This window comes from Pseudomonas sp. SC11 (genome assembly GCF_047039205.1).
GTDB lineage: Bacteria > Pseudomonadota > Gammaproteobacteria > Pseudomonadales > Pseudomonadaceae > Aquipseudomonas > Aquipseudomonas boreofloridensis.
In genome coordinates this window covers 581,952-598,030 of sequence record NZ_CP178183.1, presented here as the reverse complement: position 1 = coordinate 598,030, position 16,079 = coordinate 581,952, and the positions used below count along the sequence as shown (strand labels likewise).

General features: G+C 56.5%; 10 protein-coding genes, 6 tRNA genes and 3 rRNA genes. 3 read left to right on the top strand and 16 right to left on the bottom strand.

Going from position 1 to position 16,079, the window contains the following annotated elements:
- Position 1: 1 nt before the first annotated feature.
- The 14 genes from ACK2SD_RS02695 to tyrS form a co-directional block, all read right to left on the bottom strand.
- Positions 2-77, bottom strand: a tRNA-Trp gene (locus tag ACK2SD_RS02695).
- 55 nt (positions 78-132) lie between these two features.
- On the bottom strand, positions 133-1,326 hold the full coding sequence (gene tuf / locus ACK2SD_RS02690) for an elongation factor Tu (protein ID WP_003255489.1): 1,194 nt from the start codon (positions 1,324-1,326) through the stop codon (positions 133-135).
- 81 nt (positions 1,327-1,407) lie between these two features.
- Positions 1,408-1,483, bottom strand: a tRNA-Thr gene (locus tag ACK2SD_RS02685).
- Between the two features lie 28 nt (positions 1,484-1,511).
- Positions 1,512-1,585 (bottom strand) — tRNA-Gly (locus ACK2SD_RS02680).
- A gap of 23 nt (positions 1,586-1,608) precedes the next feature.
- Positions 1,609-1,692 (bottom strand) — tRNA-Tyr (locus ACK2SD_RS02675).
- A gap of 144 nt (positions 1,693-1,836) precedes the next feature.
- Complete coding sequence (locus ACK2SD_RS02670) at positions 1,837-2,262, bottom strand: hypothetical protein (protein WP_412461298.1); 426 nt, start codon at positions 2,260-2,262, stop codon at positions 1,837-1,839.
- Between the two features lie 7 nt (positions 2,263-2,269).
- On the bottom strand, positions 2,270-3,019 hold the full coding sequence (locus tag ACK2SD_RS02665) for a pantothenate kinase (RefSeq protein ID WP_412461297.1): 750 nt from the start codon (positions 3,017-3,019) through the stop codon (positions 2,270-2,272).
- On the bottom strand, positions 3,009-3,968 hold the full coding sequence (birA, locus tag ACK2SD_RS02660; protein WP_412461296.1) for a bifunctional biotin--[acetyl-CoA-carboxylase] ligase/biotin operon repressor BirA: 960 nt from the start codon (positions 3,966-3,968) through the stop codon (positions 3,009-3,011). Before birA ends, ACK2SD_RS02665 begins: the two co-directional genes overlap by 11 nt.
- 197 nt (positions 3,969-4,165) lie before the next feature.
- Positions 4,166-4,281: ribosomal RNA gene (gene rrf / locus ACK2SD_RS02655) — 5S ribosomal RNA — on the bottom strand.
- A gap of 137 nt (positions 4,282-4,418) precedes the next feature.
- Positions 4,419-7,310 (bottom strand): 23S ribosomal RNA (locus ACK2SD_RS02650).
- Between the two features lie 254 nt (positions 7,311-7,564).
- Positions 7,565-7,640: transfer RNA gene (locus ACK2SD_RS02645), tRNA-Ala, on the bottom strand.
- 37 nt (positions 7,641-7,677) lie between these two features.
- Positions 7,678-7,754, bottom strand: a tRNA-Ile gene (locus ACK2SD_RS02640).
- An 86-nt stretch (positions 7,755-7,840) separates the two neighbouring features.
- A 16S ribosomal RNA gene (locus ACK2SD_RS02635) occupies positions 7,841-9,377 on the bottom strand.
- The 16S, 23S and 5S rRNA genes sit together here with 2 tRNA genes alongside, the layout of an rRNA operon.
- Before the next feature lie 572 nt (positions 9,378-9,949).
- A complete protein-coding gene (gene tyrS, locus ACK2SD_RS02630; RefSeq protein WP_412461295.1) occupies positions 9,950-11,149 on the bottom strand; it encodes a tyrosine--tRNA ligase in 1,200 nt (399 codons plus the stop codon).
- 245 nt (positions 11,150-11,394) lie between these two features.
- Between tyrS and ACK2SD_RS02625 the strand changes: the two genes are divergently transcribed.
- Together ACK2SD_RS02625 and ACK2SD_RS02620 are read left to right on the top strand one after the other, a co-directional pair.
- Complete coding sequence (locus tag ACK2SD_RS02625; RefSeq protein WP_412461294.1) at positions 11,395-12,816, top strand: peptidoglycan DD-metalloendopeptidase family protein; 1,422 nt, start codon at positions 11,395-11,397, stop codon at positions 12,814-12,816.
- 1 nt (position 12,817) lies between these two features.
- On the top strand, positions 12,818-13,909 hold the full coding sequence (locus ACK2SD_RS02620) for an anhydro-N-acetylmuramic acid kinase (protein ID WP_412461293.1): 1,092 nt from the start codon (positions 12,818-12,820) through the stop codon (positions 13,907-13,909).
- Between the two features lie 57 nt (positions 13,910-13,966).
- Here the strand turns inward: ACK2SD_RS02620 and erpA are convergent, their stop codons facing one another.
- Both erpA and argC read right to left on the bottom strand, forming a co-directional pair.
- Entirely contained in the window at positions 13,967-14,317 is a 351-nt protein-coding gene (erpA, locus tag ACK2SD_RS02615) for an iron-sulfur cluster insertion protein ErpA (protein WP_029615063.1), read from the bottom strand.
- A gap of 138 nt (positions 14,318-14,455) precedes the next feature.
- Positions 14,456-15,490: an N-acetyl-gamma-glutamyl-phosphate reductase gene (argC, locus tag ACK2SD_RS02610; protein WP_412461292.1), complete on the bottom strand. Its 1,035-nt coding sequence runs from the start codon at positions 15,488-15,490 to the stop codon at positions 14,456-14,458.
- Between the two features lie 140 nt (positions 15,491-15,630).
- On the opposite strand from argC, the gene hemJ reads away from it, so the two are divergent.
- Complete coding sequence (hemJ, locus tag ACK2SD_RS02605) at positions 15,631-16,056, top strand: protoporphyrinogen oxidase HemJ (protein ID WP_029615064.1); 426 nt, start codon at positions 15,631-15,633, stop codon at positions 16,054-16,056.
- Positions 16,057-16,079: the final 23 nt, after the last annotated feature.

Here is a 16,079-nt window from a genome sequence, read left to right as displayed (position 1 = left end):
ATGGCAGGTCAGGAGGGAATCGAACCCCCAACCTACGGTTTTGGAGACCGTCGCTCTGCCAATTGAGCTACTGACCTTTAACGCTGTATCAGGCCGGCCATTATGCCGACCTGATCGAGATAAATCAACTACTTATTCAATAATTTTAGCTACGACGCCGGCGCCGACGGTACGACCGCCTTCACGGATGGCGAAGCGCAGACCGTCTTCCATTGCGATGGTCTTGATCAGAGTGACAGTCATCTGAATGTTGTCACCTGGCATTACCATTTCAACGCCTTCCGGCAGTTCGCAGTTACCGGTCACGTCAGTGGTACGGAAGTAGAACTGAGGACGGTAGCCTTTGAAGAACGGCGTGTGACGGCCGCCTTCTTCTTTCGACAGAACGTAGACTTCTGCGGTGAACTTGGTGTGCGGCTTGACCGAACCTGGCTTGACCAGAACCTGGCCACGCTCAACGTCGTCACGCTTGGTACCACGCAGCAGAACGCCGCAGTTCTCGCCAGCACGACCTTCGTCCAGCAGCTTGCGGAACATCTCAACGCCGGTGCAGGTGGTGGTGGTGGTGTCACGCAGACCAACGATTTCCAGCGGATCCTGAACGCGGACGATACCACGCTCGATACGACCGGTCACAACGGTACCACGGCCCGAGATCGAGAATACGTCTTCGATCGGCATCAGGAACGGCTGGTCGATGGCACGAACTGGCTCAGGAATGTAGCTGTCCAGAGTCTCTACCAGCTTCTTGACAGCGGTAGTGCCCATTTCGTTGTCGTCTTTGCCTTCCAGCGCCATACGAGCCGAACCGATGATGATCGGGGTGTCGTCGCCTGGGAAGTCGTAGGTGGACAGCAGGTCGCGAACTTCCATCTCGACCAGTTCCAGCAGCTCAGCGTCGTCTACCAGGTCAGCCTTGTTCAGGAAGACCACGATGTACGGAACGCCAACCTGACGGGACAGCAGGATGTGCTCACGGGTTTGTGGCATCGGACCATCAGCGGCCGAGCACACCAGGATCGCGCCGTCCATCTGGGCAGCACCGGTGATCATGTTCTTCACGTAGTCAGCGTGACCTGGGCAGTCAACGTGAGCGTAGTGACGAATGGTCGAGTTGTACTCAACGTGAGCGGTGTTGATGGTGATACCGCGCGCTTTTTCTTCCGGAGCCGAGTCGATCTTGTCGAACTCAACGATTGCCGAACCGAAAACTTCGGAGCAAACGCGAGTCAGAGCTGCGGTCAGAGTGGTCTTACCGTGGTCAACGTGGCCGATGGTGCCGACGTTAACGTGGGGAAGGGAACGATCAAACTTTTCCTTAGCCATCGATACAATCCTCCGCAGAAGAAAAATGGTCACTACACTGATAAAACAAAGGCAGATATTTTCATATCTGCCTTGTTTAAATGGAGCTCTTGAGCGGACTTGAACCGCTGACCTCACCCTTACCAAGGGTGTGCTCTACCAACTGAGCTACAAGAGCGAAACTCTTTGTGCAACAACAGCAAACTTGGAGCGGGTAGCGGGAATCGAACCCGCATCATCAGCTTGGAAGGCTGAGGTTCTACCACTAAACTATACCCGCGAGCTTGCAGCTCTCGCTAAAACTGGTGGAGGGAGAAGGATTCGAACCTTCGAAGCTCTCGCAACGGATTTACAGTCCGTCCCCTTTGGCCGCTCGGGAATCCCTCCAGATGTGGCCGGCATCTTAGTTGGCTGCCGCACCATCGTCAAGCATTTTTTTTCAATTAAATCTGAAAGTTAGCTGCTTTGACGACACTTGCAGTTGAACCGTATGAGCGGTGTTCCCTGCGAAGCGGGCGCCATTCTATCAATCTATTCAGCAGTTGCAATACCTTGGCAGAAAATAATTTTGTGCTTCAACTCTTTGAAATCACTGGAAAGAGTGGCCAGCACGTTGCCATCCAGCAACCGCTCGCTCTCAGCCGCAATCTTGAGCCAGAACCCTTCCGCGCCAGGTAGTAGCCCCTGGACTTGGCGGGCACTGATATCAAGACTCAGCAGGCGTTGGCGCAGAGCGTCGACATCATCCTGACTTCGCAATCCACCCACCACCAAGCATTCGTCCTGTCGTCGAGCAGGTGCTTGAGCGGCTGTCTCGCGCAGCAGCCGAATCTCCTGCTGGCTTCCCTTGTACAGCGAGAGCGGAGCTATTTCCTTGATACGCAATGGCGCCTCCTGCTGGTGCCACACGTAGTAGACGACATTCAGCACCAGCAACAACAGGAACAACCAACGCATAGGCACCTCAATTCAAGGGGCAGGCCATCGCAAGGCCGACAAAGACCAAGTCGGGAACAACCCGCGCTCCAGGTGCCGAAACTTCCACGAGAGGCGCATCCCCACCGGTGAGGAATATGCTGAATTCTTCACCCCACAAGGCGCGAGCCTGATCAATCTGCGTGCGAGCGAAGCCCTGCAACATCAACACGCACCCGCGCTCTACCGCTTCGACCGTCGAGCGGCCGGGGAGCAAACTGGTCAATGCGCGCTCTGCTGAGGCATCATCGTAGCGAATTCGGCGCGTATGGGTACGTAGCTGGCTGCGCATCAAAGGCATACCCGGACAGATGTACCCGCCTAGATGCTGTCCATCGGCCGCCACGAAATCGGCTTTGGCAGCTGTACCAAAATCCATTACCAAGCAGGCGCCCTTGGCCAGATGAAAAGCACCCACAGCAGCAAGCCAACGGTCCATTCCCAAGCGCTGATGATCTGTGTAGCCATTGCGCACGCCCGCCATTTCAGTGGCCGGATGCGCAGCCTGAACGATCACACCGAAATCACGAGTGATCGCCCTCATCAGCGCATCGGTTTCCTCTTCACTGCGCACGCTGACCATTCTGGCCCCACGAAGATGCGCATTAGGCAGTTTTGCTACCTGCGCGATCAAGGCCTGGTCCGAGTCAACGATACCGCCACCCACAATGATGGCGTCATCAGCATGGATCACCCGCCATTTGATAAAGCTGTTACCACAGTCGAGCTCAAGAATCATTCCGCAACCTCAACCCAAGCTCTCCGCCGCTGAAGCTCTTCTCGACGCCGTTGACGTTCATACGCAGACCACCCTGCCCGTCCACACCCAAAACGACACCATCCACCGTATGATTGCCGGCTATCAGCGAGACGCTTCTGCCCTGCCATACATGCGCCTGCTCCCATTCATGCTGGAATCCGAGGAAGCCTTCGTGATGATGACGTGCAAGCACATGCTGTAAATTTCCGTTGAGCCGAGCAACCAGCTGGTTGCGGTCGATAAGCTCGCCCGTCTCACGCCGTATCGAAGTCCATTGTTGATCAACCTGGTTGTTATTCTGCATGTTCACGTTGATACCAATCCCCAGTACCACATGGCAGACATCTGCAGGATCGCCGACCAGCTCGAGCAGAATGCCAGAGATCTTCCGGGGACCGACTAACACGTCATTCGGCCATTTGAGCCCCGCCTCCGCCACCCCAAACTCCTGCAGAGTACGCATCACGGCAAGTCCGACCACCAGACTTAGACCTTCAAGCTGACGCATGCCGCCTTCGACGCGTATCACCAGGCTGTAGTAAAGGTTTTCAGCGAACGGACTGACCCACTGCCTGCCACGTCGACCACGGCCGGCTTTCTGGCGCTCGGCAATAATGACAAAAGGCGCGGCCTGACCCTGTGCTACACAGCGCAAAGCCTCGGCATTGGTGGAGTCGATGATGTCGTGAACCTGAACTGGCCATGCCTCACTTTCGGCGTAGGCCGCAATCGCCGTTGAGTCGAGAAGGCTCAGCGGCGTTGCCAGCTGGTAACCGCGCCCACGCACCTTGTGGATAACCAAATCCAGCTCGGCCTCCAGGTGCTGAAGCTGCTTCCAAACCGCACTGCGGCTTACCCCCATGGATTGCCCTAAAGCCTGGCCGGAATGAAACCGCCCATCCTTAAGGAGATTCAACAACTTCAGCATGCCAGTCTCGACTTGTAATAAGGCAGGCATGATAGCCACGGGTTGCTGGATTGCATAGGGAAAGGGCCGAGCCCAGCCGACACACTCCAGACAGGGTAGCTATGAGGCACCGACTTGTGAGGGCAGCGCTGATTTTGAAAACACCAAAAAGACAAAACCCCTACCTGCTCGCGCAGATAGGGGTTTTGCGAAATGAATCTTGACGATGACCTACTCTCACATGGGGAAACCCCACACTACCATCGGCGATGCATCGTTTCACTGCTGAGTTCGGGATGGGATCAGGTGGTTCCAATGCTCTATGGTCGTCAAGAAATTCGGTTGCCAGTGCGCCCTTACGGACACCCCAGCCTATTCGGATATGTGATTCTGTGGTTCGTCGCGAACTTTCGGTTCTCTCGTCTTCACCACCACAATTCGGCGCTCACGCTCAAATTGCTTGGGTGTTATATGGTCAAGCCTCACGGGCAATTAGTATGGGTTAGCTCAACGCCTCACAGCGCTTACACACCCCACCTATCAACGTCGTAGTCTTCGACGGCCCTTCAGGGGATTCTAGATCCCAGTGAGATCTCATCTTGAGGCAAGTTTCCCGCTTAGATGCTTTCAGCGGTTATCTCTTCCGAACATAGCTACCCGGCAATGCCACTGGCGTGACAACCGGAACACCAGAGGTTCGTCCACTCCGGTCCTCTCGTACTAGGAGCAGCCCCTCTCAAATCTCAAACGTCCACGGCAGATAGGGACCGAACTGTCTCACGACGTTCTAAACCCAGCTCGCGTACCACTTTAAATGGCGAACAGCCATACCCTTGGGACCGGCTTCAGCCCCAGGATGTGATGAGCCGACATCGAGGTGCCAAACACCGCCGTCGATATGAACTCTTGGGCGGTATCAGCCTGTTATCCCCGGAGTACCTTTTATCCGTTGAGCGATGGCCCTTCCATACAGAACCACCGGATCACTAAGACCTACTTTCGTACCTGCTCGACGTGTCTGTCTCGCAGTCAAGCGCGCTTTTGCCTTTATACTCTACGACCGATTTCCGACCGGTCTGAGCGCACCTTCGTACTCCTCCGTTACTCTTTGGGAGGAGACCGCCCCAGTCAAACTACCCACCATACACTGTCCTCGATCCGGATCACGGACCTGAGTTAGAACCTCAAGGTTGCCAGGGTGGTATTTCAAGGATGGCTCCATGAGAACTGGCGTCCCCACTTCAAAGCCTCCCACCTATCCTACACAAGCAAGCTCAAAGTCCAGTGCAAAGCTATAGTAAAGGTTCACGGGGTCTTTCCGTCTAGCCGCGGATACACTGCATCTTCACAGCGATTTCAATTTCACTGAGTCTCGGGTGGAGACAGCGCCGCCATCGTTACGCCATTCGTGCAGGTCGGAACTTACCCGACAAGGAATTTCGCTACCTTAGGACCGTTATAGTTACGGCCGCCGTTTACCGGGGCTTCGATCAAGAGCTTCGCTTGCGCTAACCCCATCAATTAACCTTCCGGCACCGGGCAGGCGTCACACCCTATACGTCCACTTTCGTGTTTGCAGAGTGCTGTGTTTTTAATAAACAGTCGCAGCGGCCTGGTATCTTCGACCGGCATGGGCTTACGGAGCAAGTCCTTCACCCTCGCCGGCGCACCTTCTCCCGAAGTTACGGTGCCATTTTGCCTAGTTCCTTCACCCGAGTTCTCTCAAGCGCCTTGGTATTCTCTACCTAACCACCTGTGTCGGTTTGGGGTACGGTTCCCAGTTATCTGAAGCTTAGGAGCTTTTCTTGGAAGCATGGCATCAACCACTTCGTCGCCTAAAGGCAACTCGTCATCAGCTCTCGGCCTTGAAATCCCGGATTTGCCTAAGATTTCAGCCTACCACCTTAAACCTGGACAACCAACGCCAGGCTGGCCTAGCCTTCTCCGTCCCTCCATCGCAATAACTGCAAGTACAGGAATATTAACCTGTTTTCCATCGACTACGCTTTTCAGCCTCGCCTTAGGGACCGACTAACCCTGCGTCGATTAACGTTGCGCAGGAAACCTTGGTCTTTCGGCGTGCGAGTTTTTCACTCGCATTGTCGTTACTCATGTCAGCATTCGCACTTCTGATACCTCCAGCAAGCTTCTCAACTCACCTTCACAGGCTTACAGAACGCTCCTCTACCGCATCACCAAAGGTGATACCCGTAGCTTCGGTGCATGGTTTGAGCCCCGTTACATCTTCCGCGCAGGCCGACTCGACTAGTGAGCTATTACGCTTTCTTTAAAGGATGGCTGCTTCTAAGCCAACCTCCTAGCTGTCTAAGCCTTCCCACATCGTTTCCCACTTAACCATGACTTTGGGACCTTAGCTGACGGTCTGGGTTGTTTCCCTTTTCACGACGGACGTTAGCACCCGCCGTGTGTCTCCCATGCTCGGCACTTGCTGGTATTCGGAGTTTGCATCGGTTTGGTAAGTCGGGATGACCCCCTAGCCGAAACAGTGCTCTACCCCCAGCAGTGATACATGAGGCGCTACCTAAATAGCTTTCGAGGAGAACCAGCTATCTCCGAGCTTGATTAGCCTTTCACTCCGATCCACAGGTCATCCGCTAACTTTTCAACGGTAGTCGGTTCGGTCCTCCAGTCAGTGTTACCTAACCTTCAACCTGCCCATGGATAGATCGCCCGGTTTCGGGTCTATACCCAGCGACTAAGCGCCCTATTAAGACTCGCTTTCGCTACGCCTCCCCTATTCGGTTAAGCTCGCCACTGAATATAAGTCGCTGACCCATTATACAAAAGGTACGCAGTCACCTAACAAAGTAGGCTCCCACTGCTTGTACGCATACGGTTTCAGGTTCTATTTCACTCCCCTCTCCGGGGTTCTTTTCGCCTTTCCCTCACGGTACTGGTTCACTATCGGTCAGTCAGTAGTATTTAGCCTTGGAGGATGGTCCCCCCATGTTCAGACAAAGTTTCTCGTGCTCCGTCCTACTCGATTTCATTGAAAAGAGATTTTCGTGTACGGGGCTATCACCCACTATGGCCGCACTTTCCAGAGCGTTCCACTAATCTCAAATCAACTTAAGGGCTGGTCCCCGTTCGCTCGCCACTACTAAGGGAATCTCGGTTGATTTCTATTCCTCAGGGTACTTAGATGTTTCAGTTCCCCTGGTTCGCCTCTTGCACCTATGGATTCAGTACAAGATACCTAGGTTATCCTAGGTGGGTTCCCCCATTCAGAGATCTCTGGATCACAGTCTGTTTGCCGACTCCCCAAAGCTTATCGCAGGCTACCACGTCTTTCATCGCCTCTGACTGCCAAGGCATCCACCGTATGCGCTTCTTCACTTGACCATATAACCCCAAGCAATCTGGTTATACTGTGAAGACGACATTCGCCGAAAATTCGCACGTCGCTCTTTCGAGCAGAACTCACAAATTTTACCTCAGCCTGATTTCCAGCAGTGAAACTGGTCATCAGTCTGTATCTATCACATATCCGAATTTTTAAAGAACGATCTGGCAAAAGCCAGAAATCAACATTCCAACGCGGCGTCAACGCGACGCGCGAATGCTCATTTCTGAGTTCTAACAGTGCTGTACAAAGGTGGTGGAGCCAAGCGGGATCGAACCGCTGACCTCCTGCGTGCAAGGCAGGCGCTCTCCCAGCTGAGCTATGGCCCCGTGTATCTGCTACATCTCGTAGGCCGCACCAAGTAATTGGTAGGTCTGGGCAGATTTGAACTGCCGACCTCACCCTTATCAGGGGTGCGCTCTAACCAACTGAGCTACAGACCTATAACAGGGTCGCGTTACAGCATCGTCTTTTCACAATGAATCAAGCAATTCGTGTGGGAGCTCATCAGCAGGCTGATGTCTTCGATTAAGGAGGTGATCCAGCCGCAGGTTCCCCTACGGCTACCTTGTTACGACTTCACCCCAGTCATGAATCACACCGTGGTAACCGTCCCCCCGAAGGTTAGACTAGCTACTTCTGGTGCAACCCACTCCCATGGTGTGACGGGCGGTGTGTACAAGGCCCGGGAACGTATTCACCGCGACATTCTGATTCGCGATTACTAGCGATTCCGACTTCACGCAGTCGAGTTGCAGACTGCGATCCGGACTACGATCGGTTTTGTGAGATTAGCTCCACCTCGCGGCTTGGCAACCCTCTGTACCGACCATTGTAGCACGTGTGTAGCCCAGGCCGTAAGGGCCATGATGACTTGACGTCATCCCCACCTTCCTCCGGTTTGTCACCGGCAGTCTCCTTAGAGTGCCCACCATGACGTGCTGGTAACTAAGGACAAGGGTTGCGCTCGTTACGGGACTTAACCCAACATCTCACGACACGAGCTGACGACAGCCATGCAGCACCTGTGTCAGAGTTCCCGAAGGCACCAATCCATCTCTGGAAAGTTCTCTGCATGTCAAGGCCTGGTAAGGTTCTTCGCGTTGCTTCGAATTAAACCACATGCTCCACCGCTTGTGCGGGCCCCCGTCAATTCATTTGAGTTTTAACCTTGCGGCCGTACTCCCCAGGCGGTCAACTTAATGCGTTAGCTGCGCCACTAAAATCTCAAGGATTCCAACGGCTAGTTGACATCGTTTACGGCGTGGACTACCAGGGTATCTAATCCTGTTTGCTCCCCACGCTTTCGCACCTCAGTGTCAGTATCAGTCCAGGTGGTCGCCTTCGCCACTGGTGTTCCTTCCTATATCTACGCATTTCACCGCTACACAGGAAATTCCACCACCCTCTACCGTACTCTAGCTTGCCAGTTTTGGATGCAGTTCCCAGGTTGAGCCCGGGGCTTTCACATCCAACTTAACAAACCACCTACGCGCGCTTTACGCCCAGTAATTCCGATTAACGCTTGCACCCTCTGTATTACCGCGGCTGCTGGCACAGAGTTAGCCGGTGCTTATTCTGTCGGTAACGTCAAAATTGCAGAGTATTAATCTACAACCCTTCCTCCCAACTTAAAGTGCTTTACAATCCGAAGACCTTCTTCACACACGCGGCATGGCTGGATCAGGCTTTCGCCCATTGTCCAATATTCCCCACTGCTGCCTCCCGTAGGAGTCTGGACCGTGTCTCAGTTCCAGTGTGACTGATCATCCTCTCAGACCAGTTACGGATCGTCGCCTTGGTGAGCCATTACCTCACCAACTAGCTAATCCGACCTAGGCTCATCTGATAGCGCAAGGCCCGAAGGTCCCCTGCTTTCTCCCGTAGGACGTATGCGGTATTAGCGTTCCTTTCGAAACGTTGTCCCCCACTACCAGGCAGATTCCTAGGCATTACTCACCCGTCCGCCGCTGAATCGAGAAGCAAGCTCCTCTCATCCGCTCGACTTGCATGTGTTAGGCCTGCCGCCAGCGTTCAATCTGAGCCATGATCAAACTCTTCAGTTCAATACTGCTTGGGTTTTTAAGAAACCCTAAACTTGGCTCAGCAATCTCAAATGACTATGTGATTTCTCGCATGGCCACTTGTGATGCTGATAATCTATGCGACAATCAGTCCGTACTCACAAGCACCCACACGAATTGCTTGATTCGATTTGTTAAAGAGCGTTTGGCTAAGAGCGTTTCGTCTCAACCGAGGCCGCGCATTCTACAGCAGCCTTACTTCGTGTCAAGCGTTTATTGTGAAGTTTTTTCCGAGAAACTCGTTTAGCTTCAAACACTTGACTCGCTGCGATCTCTCGTAGCGGGAGGCGAATCATACAGCACCAAACGATGCTGTCAACTGCCTTTTTCACCGCTTTCAACCCGAGGATCGAAGCCATTCGCACCGCGCCGAACTCGCTTAACTCGTTGATTCTCAAGGAGTTTCGCGTTCCGTTTGCTGCGGAAGTGGGGCGCATTATAAGGGGATCTGAACGGCGGTCAAGGCTTAATTTCAAATAAATTCAAATAGTTGAAACAAAGCGGGGCGGCCTGTCGGCCGCCCCGCTTCTATATAGCTACACAACCATGTGCCATCACTCAGCCTTCAACGTCACTCGAGCAAAGGCCTTCTTGCCAGCCTGGCAAACATGTATGGCTCCCAGGACAAACATAAAGTCCTTCTCAACCACCACGCCATCTACTTTCACCGCGCCACCGCTAAGCAAGTCGCGCGCCTGCGCCGAATTCTTAACAAGACCCGCCCGGTTGAGCACGGCGGCAATCGGCAAGTCGGCATCTGCAACCACCTCGATCTCCGGCAGATCCTCAGGCAGCTCACCCTCCTTCATTCGATTACCGGCAGCACGGTGAGCATTGGCTGCAGCCTCCTCACCATGGAAACGTGCCACAATTTCTTCGGCGAGCTTGATCTTGATGTCGCGCGGATTCGCCCCCTTCTCCACATCAGCACGGAACGCGTCGATTTCCGCCATCGAGCGGAAGCTCAGCAGCTCGAAGTAGCGCCACATCAGGGTGTCAGGAATCGACACGAGCTTGCTGTACATCACACCCGGCGCTTCCTGGATACCCACATAATTGCCCAGCGACTTGGACATCTTCTTGACGCCATCCAAGCCTTCGAGCAGCGGCATGGTGACGATGTTCTGAGCCTCCTGCCCATACGCGCGCTGCAACTCGCGCCCCATCAGCAGGTTGAAGCGCTGGTCGGTGCCGCCCAGCTCCACATCGGCCTTGAGCGCCACGGAGTCATAACCCTGCACCAGAGGGTAGAGGAACTCATGAATCGCGATCGGCTGCTGGCTGCTGTAACGCTTGTCGAAGTCGTCACGCTCGAGCATGCGCGCCACCGTGTACTGCGAGGCAAGGCGAATGAAATCAGCCGGGGTCAGGGAGTCCATCCAGGTGGAGTTGAAGGCAACCTCGGTCTTGGCCGGGTCGAGGATCTTGAACACCTGCTGCTTATAGGTCTCGGCGTTATCCAATACCTGCTCGCGGGTGAGCGGCGGGCGGGTGGCGCTCTTGCCGCTCGGATCGCCGATCATGCCGGTGAAGTCGCCGATCAGGAAGATCACCTGATGTCCCAGCTCTTGGAACTGGCGCAGCTTGTTGATCAGCACGGTATGCCCCAGGTGCAGGTCGGGCGCGGTCGGATCGAAGCCCGCCTTGATGCGCAATGGCTGGCCGCGCTTGAGTTTCTCGACCAGCTCCGACTCGACCAACACTTCTTCCGCACCGCGCTTGATTAGCGCCAGCTGCTCTTCAACCGACTTCATAGACAGACCCGCAAGGCTCAGATTCAAAGGGGAACAACGATACAAGATCGCCCATCAAATACAAGTTTGACGACCGGATGTGACCTGAAGCAAGGATTGAGGCGTCTACGCGCCCTTGCGCGAAAACGGTTTTGGTTATATTTTATACAGTTATTTCATCTTCATCATGTCATTCATCTTTTCCACCGTGTCTTGCAGCGATCTCAGTCACCTTTTTCATTCACTTTTTCAAAGTCACCTCACCTATGACCAACGACACGCCTAAAGCGCCGCCGCTTTATCCGAAGAGCCACCTGTTGGCCGCCAGCGGCATCGCCGCCCTGCTCAGCCTGGCCTTGCTGGTATTCCCCTCCAGCGACGTAGAAGCGAAGAAAACCACCCTCAGCCTCGAGCTCGATACCCCGGCCGAGCAACTCAACGACGAATCCCGGGCTGCCCCCCTGGTGCAATCCACCGAAAACAGCGGATCGCCCTTCGCGCAAATCGAAGGTGACGACAGCAACACCGAGCAGGCCGCCGAGCGCGCTCAGCCGGTCGCACAAGAAAAACCTGAAGACAAAGCCCCAGGCCATCGGGAAGTGATCGTAGCCCGTGGCGACACCCTCTCCACACTCTTCGCCAAGGTGGGCCTGCCCGCCAACGCGGTCCACGACGTTCTGGCCAGTGACAAGCAGGCCAAGCAGTTCAGTCAGCTCAAACACGGCCAGGTGCTGCAGTTTGAACTGGACAAAGAGGGTCAACTGACCAGCCTGCACAGCCAGGTCAGCAAGCTCGAAAGCATCCGTCTGAACAAGACCGACAAGGGTTACGCCTTCGCTCGCGAGATCAGCAAACCGGTGGTGCGTACCGCCTACGCCCATGGCGTGATCAAGAGCTCGCTGTCCGCTTCGGCCCAACGCGCCGGGCTGTCCCACAGCATGACCATGGATATGGCCCGCGTGCTCGGCTACGACATCGACTTCGCCCAGGACATCCGCCCAGGTGACGAATTCGATGTGGTCTACGAACAGAAGGTGATGGACGGCAAGGTGGTCGGCACCGGCAATATTCTCTCTGCACGCTTCACCAACCGCGGCAAGACCTACACCGCCGTGCGCTATACCAACAAGCAGGGCAATACCAGTTACTACACCGCCGACGGCAATAGCCTTCGCAAGGCATTCATTCGCACACCAGTCGACTTCGCCCGCATCAGCTCGCGCTTTTCTGCCGGACGCAAGCATCCAATCCTGAACAAGATCCGCGCGCACAAAGGCGTGGACTATGCGGCGCCACGCGGTACGCCCATCAAGGCTGCAGGTGACGGACGCATCGAACTGGCGGGCCGGCGTGGTGGTTACGGCAACACCGTGATCATTGCCCACGGCAACAGCTACAAGACCTTGTACGGTCACATGCAGGGCTTCGCCAAGGGCATCAAGACCGGCAGCAGCGTCAAACAGGGTCAGATCATCGGCTACATCGGCACCACCGGTCTGTCCACTGGGCCGCACCTGCACTATGAGTTCCAGGTCAACGGTGTACACGTCGATCCGCTGAGCCAGAAAGTGCCGATGGCCGACCCGATCGCCAAGGCCGAGCGTCAGCGATTCCTGCAGCAGAGCCAGCCGTTGGTGGCCCGCATGGATCAGGAAAAAGCCACCTTGCTCGCCGCGAACAAGCGCTGAGATGACGCTTTACCTGGGGGTGATGTCCGGCACCAGTCTCGACGGACTGGACATTGCCTTGATCGAACAGTTGGATCAGCCACGGCTGCTCGCCACCTGCTATCTGCCCATGCCTGCCGATCTGCGCCAGGACTTGCTGAGCCTGTGCGCCAGCGGCCCTGACGAGATCGCCCGTGCTGCACTGGCAGAGAATCGCTGGGCCAAGCTGGCTGCACAAGGCATACAGCAGTTACTGAAAGAGCAAGGTCTCGCCCCCGAGGCGATCCGTGCCATCGGCAGCCATGGCCAGACCATTCGCCATGAGCCGACCCGAGGCTTCACGGTGCAAATCGGCAACCCGGCCCTGCTCGCCGAGCTGACGAACATTTGCGTGGTCGGCGACTTCCGTCGTCGCGATGTCGCCGCTGGGGGCCAGGGCGCTCCCTTGGTACCGGCCTTCCATGAAGCCTTGTTCGGCCATCTGGGCCAGCACCTGGCCGTGCTCAACGTGGGTGGCTTCAGCAACCTCAGCCTGATTGCGCAGAACACGCCAGTTCGCGGCTTCGATTGCGGGCCAGGCAATGTCCTGCTCGATGCGTGGATCGAGCGCAAACGCGGTGAAGTCTTCGACGCAGATGGCGCTTGGGCAGCCAGTGGCAAGGTACAGAGCGACCTGCTTACCGCGCTGCTGGGCGATACCTTCTTCGCCGGCAGTGGCCCGAAAAGCACAGGACGGGAAGTCTTCAACCTGCCTTGGTTGGACGGTCACCTGATGCGGTTTCCGCGCTACCGTGACGAAGACGTGCAAGCCACCCTTCTGGAACTGACCGCACGCAGCATCGTAGATGCGCTGGTTGAAGCCCAGCCGCGCACCGATGCACTGATGGTCTGCGGAGGCGGTGCGCGCAATGGTGCGCTGATGCAACGCCTGACCGCATTGTTGAACGGCACCACGGTGACCAGCACGCAGGCACAAGGGATCGATCCGGATTGGGTCGAGGCCATGGCGTTTGCATGGCTGGCCCATTGCTGCCTCGAAGGAATTCCGGCCAATCGCCCAAGTGTCACGGCAGCCAGAGGCTCGCGTGTGCTCGGCGCGATCTACCCCGCCTGATCGAAAGAAACGAAAACGCCGCGCACGAGCGCGGCGTTTTCGTGAGTGGCAGCGGACTCAGATCGAGAACGACGATCCGCAGCCGCACGTGGTGGCGGCATTCGGATTCTTGATCACGAAGCGCGAGCCCTCCAGACCTTCCTGGTAATCGACTTCGGCACCTGCCAGGTACTGGAAGCTCATCGGATCGACCACCAGCGACACGCCTTCGCGCTCGACGATGGTGTCGTCCTCGGCCACGTCCTCATCGAAAGTGAAGCCGTACTGGAATCCCGAGCAGCCACCGCCGGTCACGAACACGCGCAGCTTGAGGCGGTCATTGCCCTCTTCGGACACCAGGGTCTTCACCTTGTGCGCAGCACCCTGGGTGAACTCCAGGGCGGTGGGGGTGAAGGTTTCGACGCTCATGTTGGTTCTCCCGGCGTAAGCCGCCATAACACTCGATGACGCGCATTATCCGCTTCTCCGAGAAAATTGGTCAACAATTAGGCATGAGGCGAACGGCAAGCGGCAAGCTCAAGGCAGCAGCTCGGCTGCCTGTGCCACTTATGGCAGCAAGCCGGCGTGGCTCAAGCCCAGGCGTTCATCCAGGCCGAACAGGATGTTCAGGTTTTGCACGGCCTGGCCGGAGGCGCCTTTGACCAAGTTGTCGATGACCGATAGGACCACCACCAGATCACCGCCCTGCGGACGATGCACGGCAATTCGGCACACGTTGGCGCCGCGCACGCTGCGGGTTTCCGGGTGGCTGCCCGCCGGCATGACATCGACGAACGGTTCATCGGCATAACGTTTCTCGAACAGCGCTTGCAGATCGACCGAGGTGTCGACCACGTTGGCATAGAGCGTCGCGTGAATGCCACGAATCATGGGCGTGAGATGAGGCACGAAGGTCAGCCCGATGTCCTTGCCCGCCGCCAGACGCAGCCCCTGACTGATTTCCGGCAGGTGGCGATGCCCCTTGACCGCATAGGCTTTCATGCTTTCACCCGCTTCGCAGAACAGCGAACCCACCGCAGCACCGCGACCGGCGCCACTGACGCCCGACTTGCAGTCGGCGATCAGGCGCGACGGGTCTGCCAGTCCGGCTTCGAGCAGCGGCAGGAAACCGAGCTGGGTCGCGGTCGGGTAGCAGCCCGGAACGGCGATCAGGCGCGCTTGGCGGATCTTGTCGCGGTTGACTTCGGGCAGCCCGTAGACCGCTTCCCCCAACAACTGCGGCGCGCCATGGGGCTGGCCATACCATTTGCCCCATTGCTCGGCATCCTGCAGACGGAAGTCCGCAGACAGGTCAATGACCCGAGTGCCGGCCGCCAGCAACTCACCGGCCAGCGCGTGGGCAACACCGTGAGGGGTAGCGAAGAACACCACATCGCAGGCGCCCAGGGTCTTGCTGTCCGGCACGCTGAACTGCAGGCCGTCATAGTGGCCGCGCAGGTTCGGGTACATGTCGGCCACCGCCACACCGGCCTCGGAACGCGAGGTGATGACCGCCACCTCGGCCTGGGGGTGCTGTGCCAGCAGGCGCAACAGTTCGACACCGGTGTAGCCCGTGCCGCCGACGATACCGACCTTGATCATAATGCTTGCCCCTCATCAACGAGACCACTGGAAAGCGCACGATGATAGGGTGACGTGGCGCCTGTAACAACTCTTGGCTAGCCCATGGCAGTACCGGGCCACTACTCTCTGACCACCGTGAAAACCTGAAGGAACACCCCATGCTCTATCTCTGGATCAAGGCCCTGCACATCGTCAGCGTGGTCTGCTGGTTCGCTGGCCTTTTCTACTTGCCGCGCCTGTTCGTCTACCACGCACAAAGCCAGGACAGCATCAGCCAGGAACGCTTCGTCACCATGGAGCGCAAGCTGTACCGCGGCATCATGAATCCGGCCATGATCGCCACTTACGTGTTTGGCCTGTGGATGCTCTATCTGACGCCGGGGTGGCTGAGCCAGGGCTGGCTGCACGCCAAGCTGACACTGGTGCTCCTGCTCACCGGCTACCATCACATCTGCGGCGCGCAGCGCAAACGCTTCGCTGCCGGGCAGAACACCCGTAGCCATGTGTACTACCGCTGGTTCAACGAAGTGCCTGTGCTTTTCCTGCTGGCCATCGTCATCCTGGTGGTCGTGAAACCGTTTTAAGCCGCACCTGAGCGAAGGAGTCT